This window comes from Bradyrhizobium sp. LHD-71 (assembly GCF_031157255.1).
Taxonomy (GTDB): Bacteria; Pseudomonadota; Alphaproteobacteria; order Rhizobiales; family Xanthobacteraceae; genus P52-10.
In genome coordinates, this window is sequence record NZ_JAVIFX010000010.1 from 140174 (window position 1) to 161010 (window position 20837).

20 protein-coding genes are annotated in these 20837 nt (G+C 62.6%); 5 read left to right on the top strand and 15 right to left on the bottom strand.

Annotated elements, in window-relative coordinates; all coding sequences use genetic code 11:
* Position 1: 1 nt before the first annotated feature.
* Positions 2-1159 carry an aminotransferase gene (locus tag RCO31_RS13120; protein WP_308968836.1) on the top strand — a complete coding sequence of 386 codons (1158 nt, stop codon included), beginning with the start codon at positions 2-4 and terminating at the stop codon, positions 1157-1159.
* Between the two features lie 11 nt (positions 1160-1170).
* A complete protein-coding gene (locus RCO31_RS13125; RefSeq protein ID WP_308968837.1) occupies positions 1171-2271 on the top strand; it encodes a polyamine ABC transporter substrate-binding protein in 1101 nt (366 codons plus the stop codon).
* Positions 2272-2288: 17 nt separating this feature from the next.
* On the opposite strand, the gene RCO31_RS13130 is transcribed toward RCO31_RS13125, so the two are convergent.
* From RCO31_RS13130 to RCO31_RS13180, 11 genes are all read right to left on the bottom strand, one after another.
* Positions 2289-3215 carry a lipid A biosynthesis lauroyl acyltransferase gene (locus tag RCO31_RS13130; RefSeq protein ID WP_308968838.1) on the bottom strand — a complete coding sequence of 309 codons (927 nt, stop codon included), beginning with the start codon at positions 3213-3215 and terminating at the stop codon, positions 2289-2291.
* Positions 3215-4237 carry a zinc-binding dehydrogenase gene (locus RCO31_RS13135; RefSeq protein WP_308968840.1) on the bottom strand — a complete coding sequence of 341 codons (1023 nt, stop codon included), beginning with the start codon at positions 4235-4237 and terminating at the stop codon, positions 3215-3217. The genes RCO31_RS13130 and RCO31_RS13135 overlap by 1 nt, the downstream gene beginning before the upstream one ends.
* Positions 4238-4315: 78 nt before the next feature.
* The gene (locus tag RCO31_RS13140; protein ID WP_374991473.1) at positions 4316-5587 is read right to left on the bottom strand and encodes a beta-ketoacyl-ACP synthase; all 1272 of its coding nucleotides are present in this window, start codon (positions 5585-5587) and stop codon (positions 4316-4318) included.
* A 27-nt stretch (positions 5588-5614) separates the two neighbouring features.
* Positions 5615-6805, bottom strand: coding sequence for a beta-ketoacyl-ACP synthase (locus tag RCO31_RS13145; protein ID WP_308968844.1), 1191 nt, complete (start codon positions 6803-6805; stop codon positions 5615-5617).
* A gap of 10 nt (positions 6806-6815) precedes the next feature.
* Positions 6816-7289 (bottom strand): 3-hydroxyacyl-ACP dehydratase FabZ family protein, encoded by a 474-nt coding sequence (locus RCO31_RS13150; RefSeq protein ID WP_308968845.1) that lies wholly within the window; start codon positions 7287-7289, stop codon positions 6816-6818.
* Between the two features lie 16 nt (positions 7290-7305).
* Positions 7306-7584, bottom strand: a complete 279-nt coding sequence (locus RCO31_RS13155; RefSeq protein ID WP_308968846.1) for an acyl carrier protein — start codon at positions 7582-7584, stop codon at positions 7306-7308.
* Positions 7585-7771: 187 nt separating this feature from the next.
* Complete coding sequence (locus RCO31_RS13160; RefSeq protein WP_308968847.1) at positions 7772-8104, bottom strand: hypothetical protein; 333 nt, start codon at positions 8102-8104, stop codon at positions 7772-7774.
* Positions 8105-8248: 144 nt separating this feature from the next.
* Positions 8249-8833, bottom strand: coding sequence for a peroxidase-related enzyme (locus RCO31_RS13165; RefSeq protein ID WP_308968848.1), 585 nt, complete (start codon positions 8831-8833; stop codon positions 8249-8251).
* Positions 8834-8908: 75 nt separating this feature from the next.
* Positions 8909-10672, bottom strand: coding sequence for a helicase HerA domain-containing protein (locus tag RCO31_RS13170; protein WP_308968849.1), 1764 nt, complete (start codon positions 10670-10672; stop codon positions 8909-8911).
* A gap of 105 nt (positions 10673-10777) precedes the next feature.
* A complete protein-coding gene (locus RCO31_RS13175; RefSeq protein ID WP_308968850.1) occupies positions 10778-10927 on the bottom strand; it encodes a hypothetical protein in 150 nt (49 codons plus the stop codon).
* Between the two features lie 367 nt (positions 10928-11294).
* The gene (locus RCO31_RS13180) at positions 11295-12242 is read right to left on the bottom strand and encodes a helix-turn-helix transcriptional regulator (RefSeq protein WP_308968851.1); all 948 of its coding nucleotides are present in this window, start codon (positions 12240-12242) and stop codon (positions 11295-11297) included.
* Positions 12243-12393: 151 nt separating this feature from the next.
* Between RCO31_RS13180 and RCO31_RS13185 the strand changes: the two genes are divergently transcribed.
* The 3 genes from RCO31_RS13185 to RCO31_RS13195 are packed head-to-tail and all read left to right on the top strand — an operon-like array spanning position 12394 to position 16815.
* On the top strand, positions 12394-14367 hold the full coding sequence (locus RCO31_RS13185; RefSeq protein ID WP_308968852.1) for a TonB-dependent receptor domain-containing protein: 1974 nt from the start codon (positions 12394-12396) through the stop codon (positions 14365-14367).
* A gap of 40 nt (positions 14368-14407) precedes the next feature.
* Positions 14408-15652 (top strand): MFS transporter, encoded by a 1245-nt coding sequence (locus RCO31_RS13190; RefSeq protein ID WP_308968853.1) that lies wholly within the window; start codon positions 14408-14410, stop codon positions 15650-15652.
* A complete protein-coding gene (locus RCO31_RS13195) occupies positions 15649-16815 on the top strand; it encodes an FAD-dependent monooxygenase (protein ID WP_308968854.1) in 1167 nt (388 codons plus the stop codon). Before RCO31_RS13190 ends, RCO31_RS13195 begins: the two co-directional genes overlap by 4 nt.
* Before the next feature lie 48 nt (positions 16816-16863).
* Here the strand turns inward: RCO31_RS13195 and RCO31_RS13200 are convergent, their stop codons facing one another.
* Genes RCO31_RS13200 through RCO31_RS13215 form a run of 4 tightly spaced genes read right to left on the bottom strand, consistent with a single transcriptional unit; the run spans position 16864 to position 20769 of the window.
* Positions 16864-17844, bottom strand: a complete 981-nt coding sequence (locus RCO31_RS13200; protein ID WP_308968856.1) for an ABC transporter ATP-binding protein — start codon at positions 17842-17844, stop codon at positions 16864-16866.
* Positions 17841-18905 carry an oligopeptide/dipeptide ABC transporter ATP-binding protein gene (locus tag RCO31_RS13205; protein WP_308968857.1) on the bottom strand — a complete coding sequence of 355 codons (1065 nt, stop codon included), beginning with the start codon at positions 18903-18905 and terminating at the stop codon, positions 17841-17843. The genes RCO31_RS13200 and RCO31_RS13205 overlap by 4 nt, the downstream gene beginning before the upstream one ends.
* A 4-nt stretch (positions 18906-18909) precedes the next feature.
* Positions 18910-19797, bottom strand: coding sequence for an ABC transporter permease (locus tag RCO31_RS13210; protein ID WP_308968858.1), 888 nt, complete (start codon positions 19795-19797; stop codon positions 18910-18912).
* Positions 19798-19815: 18 nt separating this feature from the next.
* Positions 19816-20769, bottom strand: coding sequence for an ABC transporter permease (locus RCO31_RS13215; protein ID WP_308968859.1), 954 nt, complete (start codon positions 20767-20769; stop codon positions 19816-19818).
* Positions 20770-20837 lie beyond the last annotated feature (68 nt).

A 20837-nucleotide genomic window follows, 5' to 3' on the forward strand; every position in this document is an offset into this window, starting at 1 on the left:
GATGAACCCAGTCTACGCGAATCTTCCGACCACCGTCTTCGAGGTGATGTCGCAGCTCGCGCGCGAGCACGACGCCATCAATCTCGGGCAGGGGTTTCCAGACGACCCGGGTCCGGAGGACGTTCGCCGCAAGGCCGCTGAAGCCTCGATCGACGGTTACAACCAATATCCGCCGATGATGGGCACCTCGGAGTTGCGTGAGGCGGTCGCCCGTCACTACGCGCACTGGCAGGGCCTGAAGCTCGATCCGCAGAGCGAGGTCATGGTGACGTCCGGGGCAACCGAAGCCGTCGCCAGCGCGCTGTTCGGGCTGATCGAGCCGGGCGACGAGGTCGTGGTGTTTGCGCCCGCTTATGACGCCTATCTCCCGTTGATCCGGCGAGCCGGCGGCATCGTCCGGGTGGTGCGATTGCAGCCGCCGGACTGGCGGTTGACCGAAGAGGCGTTGCGCGCCGTGTTCAGCCGGAAGACGAAGGTGGTCGTCTTCAACAGCCCGCAGAATCCGGCGGCGGTCGTCTATCCGCGCGCAGACCTGGAACTGCTCGCGCGCTTTTGTCAGGAGTTCGACACGATCGCGGTGTGTGACGAGGTGTGGGAGCATGTCGTGTTCGACGGCCGCGAACACATTCCGCTCATCACCCTGCCGGGGATGCGCGATCGCGCAGTGAAAATCGGATCCGCAGGAAAGATTTTCTCGCTGACGGGCTGGAAGGTCGGCTTCGTGTGTGCGGCACCGCATATCCTGCGCGTGCTTGCGAAGGCGCACCAGTTTCTCACCTTCACGACACCGCCGAACCTGCAGGCCGCAGTGGCCTACGGTCTCGACAAGGCCGACGCTTATTTCGTCGGCATGCGATCCGAACTGACGCGCAGCCGCGACCGGCTGGCAAGCGGGCTGACGTCGATCGGCTTCCCGGTGCTGCCGTCGCAGGGCACGTATTTTCTCAATGTCGACCTGAAACCGCTTGGCCTCAACGAGACGGACGAGGCCTTTTGCAAGCGCCTGGTGGTGGACCACAAGGTCGCGGCAATTCCGGTGTCAGCACTCTACGAGGGCGACCCGGTGACATCGGTCGTTCGTTTCTGTTTCGCAAAGAAGGACGCGACCATCGATCAGGCACTGGAACGGATGTCGCGCGTGGTGAGCGGCGGACGATGAAGGAGAGGATGATGCGGCTTGCTCGTCTGCTTGTGGCGGCGCTCACCGTCGTTCCGTTCGCAGCCGAAGGACAGGAGCGCAAGGTCAACTTCTACAACTGGTCGAACTATATCGCGCCGGGCGTGCTCGAGGACTTCACCAGGGAGACCGGCATCAAGGTCGTCTACGACACCTTCGATGCGAACGAGACGCTGGAGACACGTCTTCTGGCTGGCCGGTCCGGTTACGACCTCGTCGTGCCGGGCGCCTATTTCCTTGAGCGGCAGATCAGGGCCAACGTCTTTCAGAAGCTCGACAAGTCGAAGCTGCCGAACCTCGTTCACGCCTGGCCGGAGGTTACCCAGAAGCTCGCCGTCTACGATCCCGGCAACCAGTACGGCGCGAACTACATGTGGGGGACCACCGGCGTCGGCTACAATGTCAAGAAGGCGAGGGAGGTGCTGGGCCCGAACGTCCGGCTCGAGGAGGCGATGGGGACCCTCGATATCGTGTTCAAGCCGGAGAATCTCTCGAAGTTCAAGGACTGCGGCATCCAGATGCTCGATTCCGCCGACGATATCCTGCCCGCGGCGCTGACCTATCTGAAGCTCGATCCGAATTCATCGAAGCAGGCGGACCTGGAGAAGGCGGCGGAATTGATCGGCAAGATCAGGCCCTTCGTGCGCAAGTTCCATTCGTCGGAATACCTTGCGGCGCTCGCCGGCGGTGAGATCTGCTTCGTGTTCGGCTGGTCGGGAGACATCAAGCAGGCGCAGAGCCGTGCCGAAGAAGCAAAGAACGGCGTCGAGATCGCCTACGCCATTCCGAAGGAAGGCGCGCAGATGTTCTTTGACAATCTCGCGGTTCCTGCGGACGCGAGGAATGTCGCTGAGGCGCACGAATTGATCAATTACCTCTATCGGCCGGAGGTCGCGGCGAGGAACTCCGATTTCCTGTCCTATGCCAACGGCAATCTGGCGAGCCAGAAGTTGATCAGTGCGAAGGTGATCAACGACAAGACGATCTACCCCGACGAAGCCACATTGAAGCAGCTGTTCGTGATCACTGCCCGAGATCAGGCGGCGCAGCGTGTCGTCAACCGGATCTGGACGCGGGTGAAGACGGGCAGGTAGCGGTCAGAATCGGCCGGCTAACGCCATCGTCGATGGAGCCACAGCCACTGTTCGGGATGCTCGCGAATCCATCCCTCGATGATCGCGTTGATCTTCTGCGTCGTGCCCTGCACGTCGATCGCGCCGTTCGCATCGCGTACCGGCTCGACCTCGTCGGTGATCTCGGCACGAAAGCGGTCCCCGGGCAGGCGGACGATGCGCGTGCCGTGGATCGGGCACTCGATCTGGCGCGCGAGGCGGGCGAGCAGGGGATTGGCCTTCGCCGGCCGGCCGAAGAAGGTGACGTCGACGCCCTTGGAATAGTGCTGGTCCACCAGCATGCCGACATGAAGGCCCCGCTGCAGAGCGTCGGCCAGGCGCACCGGTGCGTCGAGCGATGTGGCGATCATCTGGCCCATGTTGACGGCGCGGATGTCCTGCACGGCGCGGTCGACGGCAGCGATGTTTGGCCGCCGGAAAAGCACGGCGGAGTCGAGCCCGTAGGCGGGGGCGGCCAGCGCCGGCAATTCCCAGTTGCCGAGGTGAGCCGAGAAGATCAGTGCGCCTTTGCCGTCCGCGAGCAGTTTTTCAAAGGTCGCGATGCTTTCTTGCGGGAGTTCGATGCGGCTTTTTTCCGGATGCGCGGGATCGAAATCCCAGATCCGGTCAAGGTGTGCGAACTCGCCGCCGAAGCGGCCGAGATTGTCCCAGACCTTGGCCAGGATCGCATCGATTTCGGCATCCGTTTTCTCAGGGAAGGCCGCTCGCAGATTGGTGCGGCCGATACGTTGCTCCTTCAGCAGCGGTCCGAACATGCGGGCGCAACGCGCACCGAAGTTCGCCGTCTTATGCGGATCAAACCGGCGCACGCCTCGCAGCACGGAAACGGTGGCCGCGCCGAGCACGGCATGCACGACCGGCTTGAGCGCTTTGCCAACGCGGGCAGCGGCGCGGGAGCGGCGCATCAAAAGTGGACGATGATCTTGCCGAACAGCTGCCGGCTTTCCATCCGTTCCAGCGCCGCGTCGACGTTGGACAGCGGGAGTTCGCTGTCAATCACGGGCTTCATGCCGGCGGCCATCTTGTCGAGACTGTCGACGATGTTCTGCATGGTCTGACCGAACGAGCCGAAGATCCGGTACTGCCGCTGAAACAGCTGCATCAGGTTGATGGTCGTCGTCGGCCCCGAGGTCGAGCCGCAGGTGACCAGCCGTCCACCGCGCTTCAGCACCAGCAGCGAACCGTTGAACGTATCGGCGCCCACATGCTCGAACACGACGTCGACGCCCTTCTTCTTGGTCAGCTTGCGGACTTCGTGCTCGAAACGGTCCTTGCGGTAATTGATCGCGTGATCGGCGCCGAGCGCCTTTGCACGGTCGATCTTCGAGTCATCGCCGACGGTGGTGATCACGGTGCAGCCGATCGCCTTCGCCATCATGATGGCGACGGTGCCGATGCCACCCCCTCCAGCATGGACAAGGATGGTCTCGCCGGGTTTGAGCTTTGCGTTGTCGAACAGCATGTGCTGCACCGTGCCGAACGCGATCGGCGCGCAGGCGGCGTCGCGCAGGCTGACGCCCTCCGGTACCGGGATGACCAGCCGTTCCGGCATGTTAAGCAGTTCGCGCGCGAAGCCGTCGATGTGAAAGCCCAGCACGCCGCCGACGTTCTCGCACAGGTTGTCGCGCCCCTCGCGGCAGGCGGGGCAGGTGCCGCAGGTCAAGGCGCCGAACATGACGACCGGCTGACCAGGCCTGAAACGCGTGACGCCTGCGCCGACGGCGGCGATCTCGCCGGAGGCTTCGGCGCCGACGATCAGGGGAAACTTGCGCTTGGCGAACGCCATGCCGCGGAAGCCCCATAGATCGAGGTGGTTGAGTGCAACCGCGCGAACGCGAACCTGCACTTCGCCGGCCTCAGGCGGAGGCGGGTCGGCGACCTCCAGCACTTCGAGCTGGCGTTCCTTGACGAGGCTGAGCGTGCGCATCGGTTGGCGTTGGCAAGACCTGATTATGACGATTGCGTATCGCCGGTCCGGACCGTTGCGTCAACCGGCAAGCCGGCCTCAGGCCGGCTCGCGGGTCATTATCATCGAGGCGTTCTGGCCGCCGAAGCCGAACGAATTCGACATGGCGGCGGTCACGCGGGCGTCACGCGCCTTGTTCGGCACGACGTCGAACGGAATTCCAGGGTCGGGGACGTCGTAGTTGATGGTCGGCGGAATCCGCTGGTGCTCCAGCGTCAGCAGCGAGAAGATCGCCTCCACGGCACCGGCCGCGGACAGCGTATGCCCGATCATCGACTTGTTGGATGAAACCGGAATTTGCTTCGCTCGTTCGCCGAATACTGTCGAGATGCCGAGGTACTCCATCTTGTCGTTCTCGGGCGTCGAGGTGCCGTGGGCGTTGATGTAGTCGATCTGCTCTGGCGCCAGACCCGCGTCAGCAAGTGCATTGCGCACACAGCCGATAATCGGCTTGCCGTCCGGGCTCGAGCGGGTGCGGTGGAACGAGTCGGCAAGCTCGCCGCATCCAGCGATCACGCCAAGAACACGCGCGCCGCGGGCAGTTGCCGCTTCCAGGCTCTCCAACACCAGTGTGCCGGCTCCCTCGGCCAGCACGAAGCCATCGCGATTCTTCGAGAACGGCTTCGATGCCTTCGCCGGAACCTCGTTCTGTGTCGATAGCGCCGACAACAGCGAGAAGCGGACCAGCGCCTCGACGTTCACCGACGAGTCGGTTGCGACACACAAGGCGGCATCGGTTTCGCCACGACGGATCGCCTCGACACCGAGCTGAATAGCGCTGACGCCGGATGCGCAAGCCGTTGAGATCGAAATAGGAGATCCCTTTGTGCCGTACTTGTCCGCAAGTTGATCAGCAGACGAACCAAACAGGAAGCGGCGATGCATGTCCTTGTATTTGCCGCCGCCGCACAGTTTCAGCATCGCATCATAGTCGATCGCCGCGTCCTTACCGATCGTGAAGGCAAGCTCGTCGCGCATCGGCCAATCCAACTCGACCGGCGCGACCGCGAGAAAGAGCGGTCCGGGAAAGCTTCCGGGTGAGCCGATGCCGGATTGCGCGACGGCTTCCTCAGTGGCGACGTCCGCAAAGCGGTCGGCGAATTCGGGCGCCGAATTGCGCGCGGCGGGCAGAAAGTCGATCGCGCCCGCCATCGTCGTCCGCAAGCCATCGGTCGGAAAACGCGTGATCGCACGGATGCCGGATTCGCCGGCGGTCAGCTTTGACCAGTTCTCGGTCTTTCCCGCACCCAGCGAGGTGACGATGCCCATGCCGGTGACAACGACGATCGGCCGGCCTGCATGATCGCGCATATTCCCCATCGGCGTTCTCCCCGCAGCCTAGTTCACCGCTTCGACGAGCGCGATGCCTTCACCGCGCCAATGACCCGTCCCAACCACCACAATCTGGGTGGGCGCAGCCGTCATTGCAATCTCAAAGCCGGATGGATCTGCCGGGGGAAAGAGTCCCCCTCTTGAAAGGGCGAGGGCGGCCAGCGCGACGCCCAGGGGAAACTGTGCTTCCATGGCGTGCCCGAACCGCGTGCCGGTCGCGCGTACGGGAAGCGCCTTGTGCTTTTCGAGAAACTGGCGCTCCTCGGCGGTCACAGGCTCCGCGCCGGTTGCCCCGGTAATGATCGCAACGTCGTCGCGCGCGCCGGAGGCCTTCCAGAGGGATTCCAGCGTCTCGGTGGTCGCGCCTTGCGTCTTGCGCGCCGCGCGATCGGCGCTCACATGCGACAGCTTCGCGTAAGGCTTGGCGCCGCGCGCCACGGCATGCTCCTTCGACTCGATCACAAGGAACACGCCGCCGGATCCCAGCGCGAAGCCGCCGCTCGGCCCGCGCGACCACACGGGCGAGAACTTTTCCTTGAGGTTGAAGTCGCCGAACTCATAGAGCATGAGCATGTCTTTCCGCTCGCCGTTGTGCGCGGCACCGACCAGTGCGATGTCGCTCTGGCCCGATGCAATGCGCGCCAGGGCGATCCGCACGGCGTCGATGCCGGCGGCTTCTTCGCCCATGAAGGTACGGGAGGAGCCGGTCACACCGTGAACGATCGAGATGTTGCCGGCCAAGAGATTGGAGAGCTGGGCAAGGAACAGCGTCGGGCGCAGATCGCTCATCAGCCGTTCGTTCAGGAAGTTCGGCGCCGCGTTACCCTGCACCTTGGCGTTGAGAATGCCGCTGTCGACCGCGAGATCGCGCTCGCCGCCGCCGGCGGCGACGATCATGTCCGTGCGGCCGAGGATGTCGGTCTTGCCCTTGATACCGGCGGTGTCCAGCGCAAGACCGGCAGCGTAGGTGCCGATGCGCTGCCACGCCTCCATCTGGCGCTGATCGCCCTTCTTCGGAATCTGCTGATCGAAGTTCACGGGTATGAGCGGATGAACCACGTAGGGCGCGAACGTCTTTTCGTCGACGTTGATCGTGCCCTTTTGCAAAGCGTCCCAGTGGGCATCGAGACCTTCGCCGAGCGAAGAGACGATGCCAATTCCTGTGATCCAGGCCTCGGATTTGCGGGAGGAGGGCACGCGATCACCTTCAGTCTTGAGTGCCTGCCGATTGCGGCAGGCCGATCCGCTTCGCAACGGTCGCCATGTGCCTGCGGAATTCCTCGTTCGGGAATGGCACGTGGCTGAACGTCAGCGACGCGTTGCACGTCTTCTTGCCGGCGATCGTGATTTCCGCGATCGTCATCGCGAAGCCTGAGCCCTCGTGGGTCACCTTTGCGGCGATCTCAAGTTTGGCTCCTGGTTGGACAAAGCTGCGCATCTTCGCGTCCTTGACCGCGGCGAGGAACGGCATCCGCTCAAAGTTCATCGAGGCGATCAAGAGAAATCCTGACGCCTGCGCCATCGCTTCGATCAAAAGGACGCCAGGCATCAGCGGGCGACCGGGAAAATGTCCTTCGAAGATCGTGCTGGTGAGAGGAACTTCAGCTTCGACCTTGATGCTGCGACCCTCGAGATCAAGCGAGGCGATCCGGTCGATGAGCTGGAAGTACTCGAGGTGCATGGGGGTGCTGGCGCGGTCAGGCGCTCTTGGCGGCAACCAGTTCGTCGATCCGCGCGCTCAGATTGCCGAGGACGAAATATTGCTCGGTCGTTGCCTTGCCGTCGTTGACCTCCTGCGTCCACTTTTCCAGCGGTAGCTTGATCCCGAACGCCTTATCGATTGCAAAGGCGATGTCGAGGAAGTCCAGGCTGTCGATACCGAGATCGTCGATCGCGTGACTTTGCGGCGTGATGGTATCGCGCGGAATGTCGCAAGTCTCGGCGATGATGTTGGCAACTTGATCGAAGGTCGACATCGTAAGCCTTTGATTTGACGCCTGTATTTGGTGGGGCGTAGGCGGGGGAATAGCCGGGCCAGCCCATCGCCCGCGCATGATTCAGGGTCGTATATCGGAGCGAGGCATTTAATTCAATGGCGGCAGGGCCGCGCGACAAGGACCGCCAAAAGCTGCATTCCTCTGGCGCGGGACGGACTTGCCGTTACTACCGGCTCGGCTGAGGTATGACCGCGCAATCGCGCCGGCCATACAGGATGCAATCCTGGGTGCGGCGCAAGTCGGCAATGCTCATGGCGAGCCAGACCCCGAAACCGATCAGCGCCACCGTGAACAGTCCGGCGGCAATATTCATCCGCATCCGATGCCGATAGTCGTCAGGCTCGCTTGATTGCTCGTACCGCGAGAGGTCAGGAGGTGGTGGCCGGAGCGGCGATACCTGCGCGGTCCGGGTTTTGGGGGCTTCGGCACTGGTCCGCGGGCGAAACTTAATGACGACATGATCGCCGTCATCTGCGGGTTTCGGTTGTTCCTTGGTCATTGACGCTGTCCCTGGCAGGGCCCAACACCAAAGATATTATCATGCCGCGCATGTCCAGCCAGATGCTCCAAGCATGGCCGCCAAGCATGGCTCAACTGCGTCCCGGTGGTCGGCATTGCCGCCTGACGGTCCGATGCCGCTCCGTCAGGCCTGCTTCGGCAGCCGGCCCATGAGGTAGAATTCGTCATTCGGACGCATATTGGTGACGTTGGCCATCCGGTTGGAGAGGGCGAAGAAGGCGGCGATCGCTGTTATGTCCCACACGTCGTCGTCCGTGAAGCCGTGCTTCTTCAGCGCCGCGAGGTCGGCGTCGTTTACCGTCTGCGCTGAAAGGCTGACCTTCATTGCGAAATCAAGCATCGCCTTCTGGCGTTCGGTGATATCGGCCTTGCGGTAGTTGATTGCGACCTGGTCGGCGACAAGAGGATTCTTCGCGCGGATCCGCAGGATCGCGCCGTGTGCTACCACGCAGTATTGACACTGGTTGGCGTTTGAGGTGGCCACAACGATCATCTCGCGCTCGGCCTTGGTCAGGCCTCCGTCCTTCTCCATCAACGCGTCGTGATAGGCGAAGAAGGCGCGGAACTCGTCCGGCCGGTGTGCCAGCACCAGGAAGACGTTCGGTACGAAGCCGGATTTTTCCTGAACCGCCAGAATGCGTTCGCGGATGTCGTCCGGCATCGACTTTAAAGACGGTACGGGGAAACGGCTGATGGCGGGCGCGGTCATGCTGGTCCTCGAGCTTTGCGGAAGCATGGGACCCTAAAGTATCGGGCGCGCAACGAAAAGCTTGCGCGGATCCGATCAGCGCAGCGGTTTCTTCAACAGCGAGAACCGGTCAGGGTCGAGCCCCATCGACGGTTGCAGCAAGGGCGAGTCAGTCGTTCGCGGAACCGGCGCACGCTCTGGCAAGACCGGGTCGGCGGCATGAGCCTCGCGATGGGTTGTGGCGCCGCGCCAACGCGCCAGCACCGAACTCACAAACGCCAGATCATGGCCGCTCGACGAGCTTGAAACCGATGCGATCGTCGCTTCGCTGCGCGGCAATTGCTGCTGCGACAGCTCCTTGAAGCGAAGCCGCGTCGGCAGCGCGACACCCTCGCCGAACGCAAGTACCTCGCGGGTGCCGAGCGAGGGCACAAAAGACAGCAGGTTGGCTGCCGCATCCGACACAGCGGAGCGCAACAACCCCTGATCGCGATCGTTGGCAAGGCGCATCGTGAACAGTGTCGAGCACTGGGAAATGATCGTGGCGTCGAGCTCGGCCGGACGCTGTGTCACAAGTCCAAGGAAAACGCCGTACTTGCGCCCTTCCTTGGCGATGCGGGAAATCGCCTTGCGGGTCGGCCCGAAGCCGATGTTGCGGTCGGCGGAGGCATAGCGATGCGCTTCTTCGCAGACGAACAGCAGTGGCGAGGCGCCGTCGCTCCACAGGCCGAAGTCGAACGCCATGCGGCAAAGCACCGACACGACGGAATCGACGACCTCGACGGGAAAGCCCGCGAGTTGCATCACCGTCATCGGCCGGCCGCTGGCAGGCATGCGGAACAAGTGGCTGATCACCTCCGCCATTGTGTCGCCGCCGACATTGGCGTTCTCGAACATGAAAGCGTAGCGCGGATCGTTGCGGACGGTATCGATCCGCGAAAGCAACTTGTTGTAGATGACGCGCGAGGAGCGGTTCTCCAGCTTGCCCATGCGTTCGTCGATCAAGGAGATCATGTCCGTCAGCCGGTATGGCACCGGCGTGTCGACGGTGTAACCGACCGTCTTCGGATCGACCCGCTTGAGCCCGACGCGATCCGCCGCCTGGTACTGCGTGTAGATCGCCTTGGCATATGGAATGACCTCGGAAAGAATTTCGAGCTCTTCCGGCACGCCGGGCCGGCCGGCGAAGATCACGTCGACGAACTCTTCGTAATTGAACAGCCAGAACGGCAGCTTCAGATTGCGCGGGTTCAGCACCAGTGCGCGCTCGCCAAAGCAGCGCCCATACTCATTGTGCACATCAAGCAGGAAAAGGCGCAGGTTTGGGCGCCGCCCTAGAATTTCATTGAGCAGCAGCGACACGCCACTGGACTTGCCGACGCCGGTCGAGCCAAGGACAGCGAAGTGCTTGTTGAGCATCTCATCGACGTCGACGTATGCGCCGACGCTTGGATCCTGCTGCAGGTGGCCGACATGGATCGCGTCCTTGTGTGCTGGCGCGTACACCGTCCGCAGTTCCTGGCTGGTGATCGGATCGACCTCGTCGTTAATCGCCGGATAGACCGTTACGCCACGCCGGAACCGCGGGCCCGAACCGGTCGTGTTGATCTCGCCGAGCAGATCAGCCGATGCAGTCGCTATGGTGTGATCGCGGTCGGCGGGCGACAGCCCCTCGCAGGAAACCTCAGTGATCATCGCGACCACGTTCGACGAGCTGCAGCGGATCGAGACCAGGCGGCCCACTGTCGCGCGAGCTTCGAACTGGCCCATCTGCGGCGCAGCATGAATCCCGATACGCGCGAGAGATCCCTTCACCGAAATGATGCGACCGAAACGCGCGCCGGAAGGTGAATTCGGCATGTCGAACAAGGTGTTTCCCGGAAAAGTTCGCCAGGACTATGCACGGCCCTGCTGGACAAACTGTTAAGCCACGTCCGGGTGAGCTGAACGATACCGCCTGCCGTGTCAGCTTCGTGGGGCGGCCATCTGAATCTCGATGCCGGGGGCTTGATTCTTGCGCAGCACGAAGCCGCCTGCCTGAGAAGCAAGCAGCACGAAACTCGTCATCGCGACAGGGATCGCGAGAAACCGGCAGACGAGCGTGAAGTTGAGCATGGCATGATTCTCATCATAAGGCCGCCGCCATGCTCGTCAATTACGGTTAATGGAAGCTTAATATCGTGCGTTCATCGATGCTGGCGTCACGGACTGTTGCGCGAATATCGCGAACGCGGCTGTCCTGAGGAATGTGCCAGCGCACACAAGCTCAGACCGATAAGGGCGACGCCTACGCCCAGGATTGTGAACATGCCCCCTCCACAAATCTTAACAATGCGCGAACAATTTCCGTCGGAATTGATTGACGAGATCTGAACAAGGTCTGGGGCGAAGGGGGCCGCCTCAGCAAATGGTTAGCGCGAGCCTAACCCGGGCCGGTGCAACGTGCCGCGCCTTGCTAAATGGGACGCGCGGAAGTCGAGGCTCAGCTCGAGACTCTCGCATACTCGCTCGGGTTGACGCCATGAAGCTCGCGAAAGGCTTTGCTGAAGTGGCTGAGGTTTGCGAACCCGACGCTCAATGCAACGTCGGTGACGGAATGACCTTCGTTCAGCATGGTGGCGGCCGCGGTCAGCCGCACCTCGCGCAGATAGGAATGGACCGAGCGGCCGATGATCTGCCGAAAGCCGGCTTTGAGCTTCTTTTCACTGATGCCGGTTGCCTTTGCGAGACCGGAGATCGTCCATGCTTCTTCAAAGCGATCTTGCAGCAGCTGTCTTGCATCGATGAGCCGTTGGCGATCGCGTGCACTGATTGACTGCCGCTGTCGTTGCTCCTCGCTCAGATAGGCAATGGAAAGAGCAAGCGCCTCCAGCGCCTTTGCCTGAAGATAAAGATTTCTCAGATTGCCCTGCGGATATCCGCACTCGATGAGCTGTCTGCCGGTCTCGAGCAGGTTTTTCGAGGCCGCGAAGCTGATGAACACGGTCCTCTGGTCGACGAGGCTGCGATCCACGAACAGTTCGCGCGCGAAGCGCGACAGCTCGAGGCCGCCTGCGCGGTCGAGCAGGGCCCTGTCGAACCGCATATCGACGAGGCGGATCCGCTGCTTGGCGCGCGCAAAGTTCTGCCCGGAGGAGCCGTTCTCTGACGCGAAGATGATCGCGCTGCCTGCGGTCAATGTCACCGGCTCGCCATCGGCCAACTGACTGACGCATTCACCGTCAAGCAGGAGCGACAGCGAGACGGTGGGGGGGCCGGCGACGGCGACCGAAAGATCCTGGTCGAGCCAGATATCCGTGCTGCTGATCCTGATGTCGCCGAGATCGTCCAGCCTGTGGCTGCCGCGATGAGCGGCGAGGCCGTCCAGCGCATCCGATGAAGCCCGGTAGTCGATGCTCCAGACGGATCCTTCCACGGATGGCTCAGGCATTTGCGTGCAATTCTAGATCGATTCCGAAGATCGAAAGGCGATTTGTCCCCGATCGCGTCAATTTGGCCCCCGGCAACGTTAGCGAACAATCGCCTTTGAAAAGGATAACCGCCGCTACGGAAAATCAAGGGCGCTCGGGGGTTCTTTAGAAATGTTCTCATTCAGGTGGCGGCTGCTCGTCGCGGCTTGTGTCGCAGGCAGCGCGACAGAAGCTTTGGCACAGGCGGTTCAGACGCTCGACACACTGGTCGTTACGGCAAACAAGAGAGAGCAGGAGCTTGAGAAGATCGACGGTGCGGTTTCGGTTCAAACCGCCGAACAGCTTCGTCAGGCCAACATAACCAACGTGTCTGATCTTGAGAGGGTGTTTCCGGGGCTCGTCATCCGCCAGCGCGGAAACCGCGCCTACTCGAACTTCACCGTCAGAGGGATGTCATCGCCCGATTTCTACAATCCGAGCGTGCAAGTCTACGTCGACGGCGTTCCGCAAGGTGACTCGTTTCTGACGCAGGAGTTGCTCGATGTGGATCGTGTCGAGTTTCTGCGCGGCCCGCAGGGCACGCTGTATGGTCGTAACGCCTTCGGCGGCGTTCTCAACATCGTCACCCGGCGGGCGAGAGAGAACCGCGTCGCGGGCGCGATCACCGGAACGAACCGGACGATCGGCGGCGAGCTAGCAGCGACCGGCGTGCTCGCCACCGACATGTGGTTCACGGATATCGCGGTGCGTGGGCTACACGACAGCGGCCAGATCACCGATCTGACGACCGGACGGAAGGTCGACACCTCCGAAGTCTGGAGCGGCAGGGCCCAACTACGATATGCGCCGGCCGGTGGTCCATTCGATGCGACACTTAGCGTCGCCAAAGAACGGCTGGATTCGCGGGAGGAAGTCTATGTGCTGGATACGCAGCTTGACCAGCGCATCTACCCGGTTGGCGTTCCGTACCCGGATCTGCAGCGCGATACGCTGTCCAGCGCGTTCTCGTGGAATTACGTTGCCGGTCCTTTCAAGATCTCCGGCGTATCGTCGTACCAGGACATCGATCTGCAGCGGCGGTTGTTCGGATTCTCCACCCCTGAAGCGACAAGGCTGTGGTCGCAGGAACTCAAGGCGGTCTACGACAACGCGGGACCGCTCACCGCTCTGTTCGGCATCTACTATCAAGACACGGATTTTACGCGCTGGACCCCGGCTGCCAATGCGCGAAACGACGTCAATGCCCGTGCGGCGGCCGCCTTCACGGAGCTGAGCTATCAACTGACGGATCGACTGACGCTGACCGGCGGCGCGCGACTGTCTTATGATGCGTCGGAGATCAGCTTTCGCGGTCCGTTCGCGTTCACCAACAGCGTTGACTTCACGAGCCTCCAGCCTAAGCTGTCGCTCGGCTACCAGATCACCGAGGCCGTGCGGCTCTACGGACTCGTGTCGCGAGGCTACAAGGCAGGCGGCTTCAACCATGCGGTCTCCACCCCGCTGGATGCCAATCCATATCGTCCCGAGAAGGCGCTGAACTTTGAAATTGGCGCGAGAAGCGCCTTCCTCGGCGGCCGTTTGCTGTTGTCCGGCGCCGTCTATCACATCAAGTCCGAGGACAAGCAGATCTATGTGGGAGTCGTCCCGAACCTGGTGATCCGCAATGTTGGCGAGGCCACCAGCACGGGAATTGAGATCGAAACGGCGCTTCGTCCGACTGAGTTGCTGACGTTGAATGCATCCGTGAGCTACGGAGTGTCGCGCTTTGAGGATTACGTCGATCCGGTCACGGGCATCGACTTCAGCGGCAACCGGGTCCCTTACGCGCCTGACCTGACGCTGCACGCGGCGTTCAGGCAAGTGATCCCGCAGTCTGTCTTTAGCGGCACGGTCGCATTGACCGGAGCCGTTCATGTCTTCAGCCGAACCTATTTCGACGAGGCGAACTCTCTCGGGCAGCCCGCCTATGCAACTCTGGACGCAGGACTGGAAGCGGAATTCAGACAGGGCTGGTCGTTGAAGATCTTCGGCACAAATCTCACGGACGAAATCTACCGCACCTACAGCTTCCGATCCGGCCCGGCGGTCTTCAGCAACATCGGGCAGGGACGGATTTTCGGTGTCACACTGCGGGGCGCGCTGTAACGATATGCAGAGTCACTCGCAAGCCATCTCCGCTGATGCCGTGCCGACTCGGCAAGCCGATGCATCGCTGCCGCTCTATCGTGTTCTGCTTGCTATTGGCGGCGTCTACCTGGTTCAGAGCCTGATCTCGGGACTGACGTTCAACGGCGTTCCGGCCGCCCTGCGATCGAGCGGGGCCTCACTGGATTCGATCGGGCTGGTGTCGCTCGTCATGGTGCCCTGGGCGCTCAAGTTCATCTGGGCGCCTGCGATCGAACGATATCGATTGCCGCACGGGCGACCGCGACGGTCGCGGCAAGTCGTCGCCATGTGCCAGGTTGTGGCGATGCTTAGCCTCGTCGCGCTAGCGTTCGTGGGACCACTGTCGGTAACGATGGTTCTGGCGTGCCTTGCGGTCATGGCCTTTGCTTCCGCGACGGCGGACATCGCCTGCGACGGCTTTGCCATTCAGCAACTTTCACCCGCCGATCGTGGCTGGGGCAATACCGCTCAGGTGGGTGGCGGTTATCTCGGCATCGTTGTCGGCGGCGGCCTTTTCCTTATTCTGATTCCGTCCTTTGGCTGGACCGCAGCCTGCCTGGCGATGAGTGCGCTTGTCGTCGTTCTGACGCTTCCGTTCCTTGCGACGCCTGAACCGGGCCATAGCATCGGAGACCATGCTCCGCACAGGCCAAGCCTCGGCTATGCGTTGCGTCGTTCGGAGGTGCAGGCGGGCCTGGTTGTCGTTACCTGCTTCGAGATCGGTGTTCGCCTCACGCAGGGTATCAGCGCGCCGTTTCTGGTCGATCGCGGGTTCGATCTGGCGACGCTCGGCTACCTGACCGGTGGCGGCGCGATCGTCTCGGCGGTGCTGGGCACCGTGTTGGGCGGTCTGGCGATCCGCAGGCACGGACCTCGACGCAGCGTCGTCGCCGCCGTGGGCCTGCAGACGCTGGCGGTCGTCGTGCTGGCCAGCGTCAGCCTCGTGCCCACTGCGCCGCTGTGGTGTCTCGGAACCGTCGTCGTGCTGAAGTCGGTCGCCATGGCGTTCGGCTTTGTCTGTCTTTACTCGCTGTTGATGGGCTACGCGTCGCCGCGGCAGGCCGGTGTCGACTTCACGCTCTTCCAGTGTGCGGACGCCTTGGTTGCTGCACTTGCAGGCTTCGCCGGAGGGGTCGTGGCACAGCGCACCGGCTATCCGATCGCCTTCTGGATCGCCGCAGTGCTGGGCATCGGCGCCTGTGCTGCGCTGCCGCTTCTCCTCAGGCGCGCCGGTGCGGCGGAACGGTCCGGAGCAGCCGAATGAGCGAGCGGACAGCGGTTATTGTCGGTGCGGGTGTAGCAGGGCTTTCCTCCGCCTTCTGGCTTAAGGAAATCGGGTGGACGCCGATTGTCGTCGAGCGGGCTGCGAGCGTCCGATCGAACGGCTACATGATGAGCCTGTCCGGCCCGGGCCACGCGGCTGCCAAACGGATGGGCATCCTCGATCGGCTGGAGGCAATAAGGCGTCCGGCGGCGGAGACAATCTATCGCGACAGGCATGGGAGCGAGCTGCTACGGCTGCAACATGCGCACCTGATCGAAAGCTTTCCCTACATTGTCCTGCGCAGGACCGATCTTTTGAAGGTGTTGTTCGAGCGCGCTTCGCAGCATGCCGAGTTTCGCTTCTCCACCGAAGTGGCGTCGATCAACAATGGCGAACATTTCGCGCGCGTGACCCTGACGGATGGCTCGATCATCGACGCGGCGCTCGTCATTGGCGCCGACGGATTCAGGTCCCCAACGCGGAGGATGCTGTTCGGGCCGGACGATCGGTTCGTCAAACCTCTCGGCTACCGCTTTGCGGCCTACGACGTCGACGATCGCGTGTCTCTCGGGGCCAACTTTCTGGCCTATGCGGCTCCCGCACGAATTAGCGAGTTCTATTCGCTCGACGAAGGGCGGCTTGCGGCGCTCCACGTCTGGAGATCGGGAAATCTGCAGGAATCCCTGCCGGCGTATGCGGAGCTGGAGAAGGTCTTTAGCGATGAGCACGATCAGGTGCGTGCCGTGATGGGACTTGCGCGGCAAAGTGGGGTGCTGCCGATACTGGATGACCTTGCGATCGTCGACATGGACCGCTGGTCTTTGAAGCGGGTCGTTCTGCTCGGCGATGCTGCACATTGCTTCAGCTTGATCTCGGGGCAGGGGGCGGGCATGGCCATGACTGGCGCTTGCGTGCTGGCCGAAGAGTTGGCGAGAACGACGAGCCAGGCTGAGGCGCTGACTGCATATGAGGCGCGCATGCGCGGCCCGGCACAGCGGCTGCAGACGCGAAGTAGAAATGTTGCGAGATGGTTCGTTCCAAAAACGACCATTGGCTTCAAGCTGCGAAATCTCATCCTGCAGAACATGCCGGCATCCATGCTTCGAAACTATCTGCGAAAGTCGGTTCAGTCGGACGTGCTTGCGGCGGAGGGCGCGCTGTAGGCGATCACGGATGCAGGCAAACCAGCGTTCGTGCAGTTTCGAGCATGATTAGACGCTGGCGGGCTGAATCCGCTCCGCCAGAACGCAGCGCGCCATTCGTCCGTCGCCGACATCGATGGCCGGCGGCAGCGCTTCCGTGCAGCGGGCCTCCGCTAGCGCGCATCGAGGCGCGAACGAGCAGCCGGTGGGCGCCTTGTCCAGCGATGGCGGCGTGCCGGGGATCGTCTCCAGCCGCTGGCCGCGCTTTGCGCCGTGCGTCGTCGAAGCGAGCAGGCCGCGCGGGTAGGGGTGCAGTGGCGAGCGTACGATCTGGCGGAGCGTGCCGGTCTCGACGATCTGTCCTGCATACATCACCGCGACCCGGTCGCAGATCTCGATGGCGACACCGATGTCATGGGTCACGAAGATGACCGACATGCCGAACTCGCGCTGCAGTTCGCGCAGCAACAGAAGGATCTGGATCTGCACGGTGGCGTCGAGCGCCGTCGTCGGCTCGTCGGCCAACAGGATCTTCGGCTTGCAGGCGAGCGCCAGCGCGATCATCGCACGCTGGCGCATGCCGCCCGACATTTCATGCGGGTAGGCATCGAGGCGCCGCTTCGCAGAGGGAATGCGCACGACCTCCAGCATCTCCAGCGCTCGAGCCGTTGCCTCGCGCTGGCTTTTGCCTTCGTGGCGGATCACCGCCTCGGAAATCTGCTGGCCGATGGTATAGACGGGATCGAGCGCAAGCGCCGGCTCCTGAAAGATCATCGAGACAGTGGCGCCGCGAAACATCGAGAGCTCATCGTCGTCAAGGGCGAGCACATCGCGTCCCGCGACCCGAATGCTGCCGTTGATCACGGTTCGCTTCTTCGGCAGCAGCCGCATCAACGCGCGCAAGGTGACGCTCTTGCCAGAGCCGGATTCCCCGAGCAGCCCGAGCACTTCACCTTCGCCAAGCGAAAAGCTCACACCGTTGATCGCATGGACCGTGCGCTCGCCGGTAAAGCGGACGTTGAGGTTCTCCACCTCGACGAGTTTAGTCATGCAGCCTTCTCCGCGGCGGATGCGCGGCTGTGTCCTGAGCCAGGGATTGCCATGTAACAGGCAGCCTGGTGTCCGGCGCCGTCGAGGTCGGTGAGTGTCGGGCTTGCCGCCGAGCACATCGGTTCGGCGGAGGCACAGCGGGTGTGGAACCGGCAACCGGGTGGAGGATCAATCGGGTTCGGCGGATCCCCGGTGATCGGCGGTGTCTCTGTGCGGTTGTCGGGATCGGCAGCCGGCATCGCGGCGAGCAGGGCGCGGGTATAGGGATGCGCCGGCGCGTCCCAGACCTGGTCCACGGGACCGAGCTCGACGACCTCGCCAAGATACATCACCAGCACGCGATCGGAGATGTAGCGCACGACATTGAGGTCGTGGCTGATGAACAGGTAAGTCAGCCCGAACTCGCTCTTCAGGTCCGCAAGCAGGTTCAACACCTGTGCCTCCACCGACTTGTCGAGTGCCGAGACCGCTTCGTCGAGGATCACCAGGCGCGGCGATAGCGCCAGGGCGCGGGCAATGTTGACGCGCTGGCGCTGGCCGCCGGAGATTTCGTGCGGATAGCGGTTGGCGAAGGTTTCAGGACGCAGTCCCACCTTGTCGAGCAGCTCGCGTGCGAGCTTGCGTGCCGGCGCATCGTCCATTCCGTGCACCTTGGGCCCGAACGCGATCGACTCTTCGATGGTCAGGCGCGGGTTGAGCGAAGCGTAGCTGTCCTGGAACACCATCTGCATGCCGCGTCGCAACTCGCGCAGCGACAGCGCGCGGCCGACCTGCATGCCATCGTAGAGGATCTCGCCGGCGTCGCGGGTCATCAGATGCATCAGCAGGCGCGCGGTCGTCGATTTGCCGCAACCGGATTCGCCGACGATGCCGACGGTCTCGCCTTTGGCGATCTCGAACGAGACGTTGTCCACGGCGCGCACGGTCCTGGCCTTGGAAAGCAATCCGCCGCGGACCGGGAAGTGCTTGGTAAGGCCGACGACCTTGAGCAACGGCTGGGCTGCCCCGCCGAAGTCCTCAATTCGCTCGAGCATGGCCTTTGGCAATGTGGCTTCGCTCATGGGGTCACTCCCGGATATCCATGGCGCTGCGCAAGCCGTCGCTCAAAAGGTTGAAGCAGATCGACACCGCGAAGATCATCACACCTGGCAGGGCGGCAACCCATGGATTGACGTAGATCGCCGTCCGCAGCGTGTTGAGCATCAGTCCCCATTCCGGCTCCGGCGGTTTGGTGCCCAGGCCAAGGAACGACAGGCCTGCGGCGAGGATCATTGAAACGGAGATCAGGCCGGTCGAGTAGACGAAGATCGGCCCGAGCACGTTGCCGAGGATGTGCACCCGCATGATCGTCAGCGCGCCTGCGCCGGACGCCCGCGCGGCATCGACGAAGTCCATGTTGCGCACGCCGGTAGTGACGCTCTCGGCGACGCGGGTAATCTGCGGTACGAAAACGATCGTCAGCGACACAATGGAGTTGACGATGCCGGCGCCGAGCGCGCCCGAAATGGCAATCGCCAGCAGCACGGAGGGGAAGGCGAAGAACACGTCGACCGTGCGCATGATCGCCGTGTTGAGCTTGCCGCCGACATAGCCCGCGACGATCCCAAGCACCGTGCCGATCATGAACGCGAAGACCACCGGCAGGATGCCGATGATCAGCGAGAGCCGACCGCCATAGATCAGGCGCGCCAGCATGTCGCGTCCGAGTTCGTCCGAGCCGAGCGGATAGTTGGGCGTGCCGATCGGCCGGAGGCGGCGGATCATCGATCCCTGATAGGGATCGGCAAGCCCGAGCCAGGGTGCAAACAGCGCGGAGAGAAAGATCGCGATCAGCACACATGCGCAGATCAAGCTCACCTTGTCGCGCAGAATGCGCCGGCCGACCGTTCCCCAGTAGCCGCGCGTCTTGGTGACGGGGGCGGCTTGCAGCACGGATTCGGTGATCACGGTCATGGCGGTGTCCTCATGGGCTTACCCTCGCTTGATGCGCGGATCGATCGACGCCTGTGCGATGTCGACCATGAGGTTGAGGAAAACGAAGAACAGCGCCAGCACCAAAATCGTGCCCTGCAGCAATGGCAGGTCGCGCTGGAAGATGGCCGAGTTCAGAAGCAGCCCCGAGCCCGGCCACGAAAACACCGTTTCGATCAGGATCGAGCCGCCGAGCATATAACCGAGCTGAAGGCCCATGACCGCGAGTGCGGTCGGCGCGGCGTTCTTGATGACGTGGCGGAACACGTGAGTTTCGCTGAGGCCCTTGGCGCGCAACGCTTCGACGAAATCCTGCGAAAGGATATCGCCGGTCAGCGCCCGTACGGTGCGGGTGACGATACCCATTGGAATGACAGACGTGGTGATGGCGGGAAGAACGAGGTAGCTTAAGTGCGCCCAATCCCATTTCCATTCGCCGGAGCCGCCGGGCCCGGCACCGACCGCGGGCAGCCAGTTCAGTTGCACGGAAAAGATGATGACCAGCACCATGCCGAGCCAGTAGTGCGGCAGTGAAACGCCGGCGATCGCGACCGACGTGGCGACCTTGTCGATCCAGGTGTTGCGGAAGTAGCCGGCGACGATGCCGAAGAACAGGCCGAGCGTGAAGCCGATCACTGCTGCGACAACGGCGAGTGTGACGGTGTTGGCAACCGCACGGATCACTTCCGACAGCACCGGCCGGCCGGTCGCAATCGAGTTGCCAAGGTCGCCATGCACTGCCTTCCAGAGCCAAAGGCCGAACTGAACCGGCAGCGGACGGTCGAAGCCGTAGGCTGTGCGCAGTTGCGCGGCGAGCTCTTGCGACGCGTCGGCCGGAAGCACGGCAACGAGAGGGTCGCCGGGCGTGATGTGGACGAGCAGGAAGCAAACCAGTGCGACGCTCAAAACAATTGGAACTGCGTAGACGAAACGCCGCGCAACATAGGCAAGCACGAGTCACCCTTTGGTCATGCGAATTGCTGTGCCCTTTGAAAGGCCGAGTGACGAAAGTTGCAGGCCCG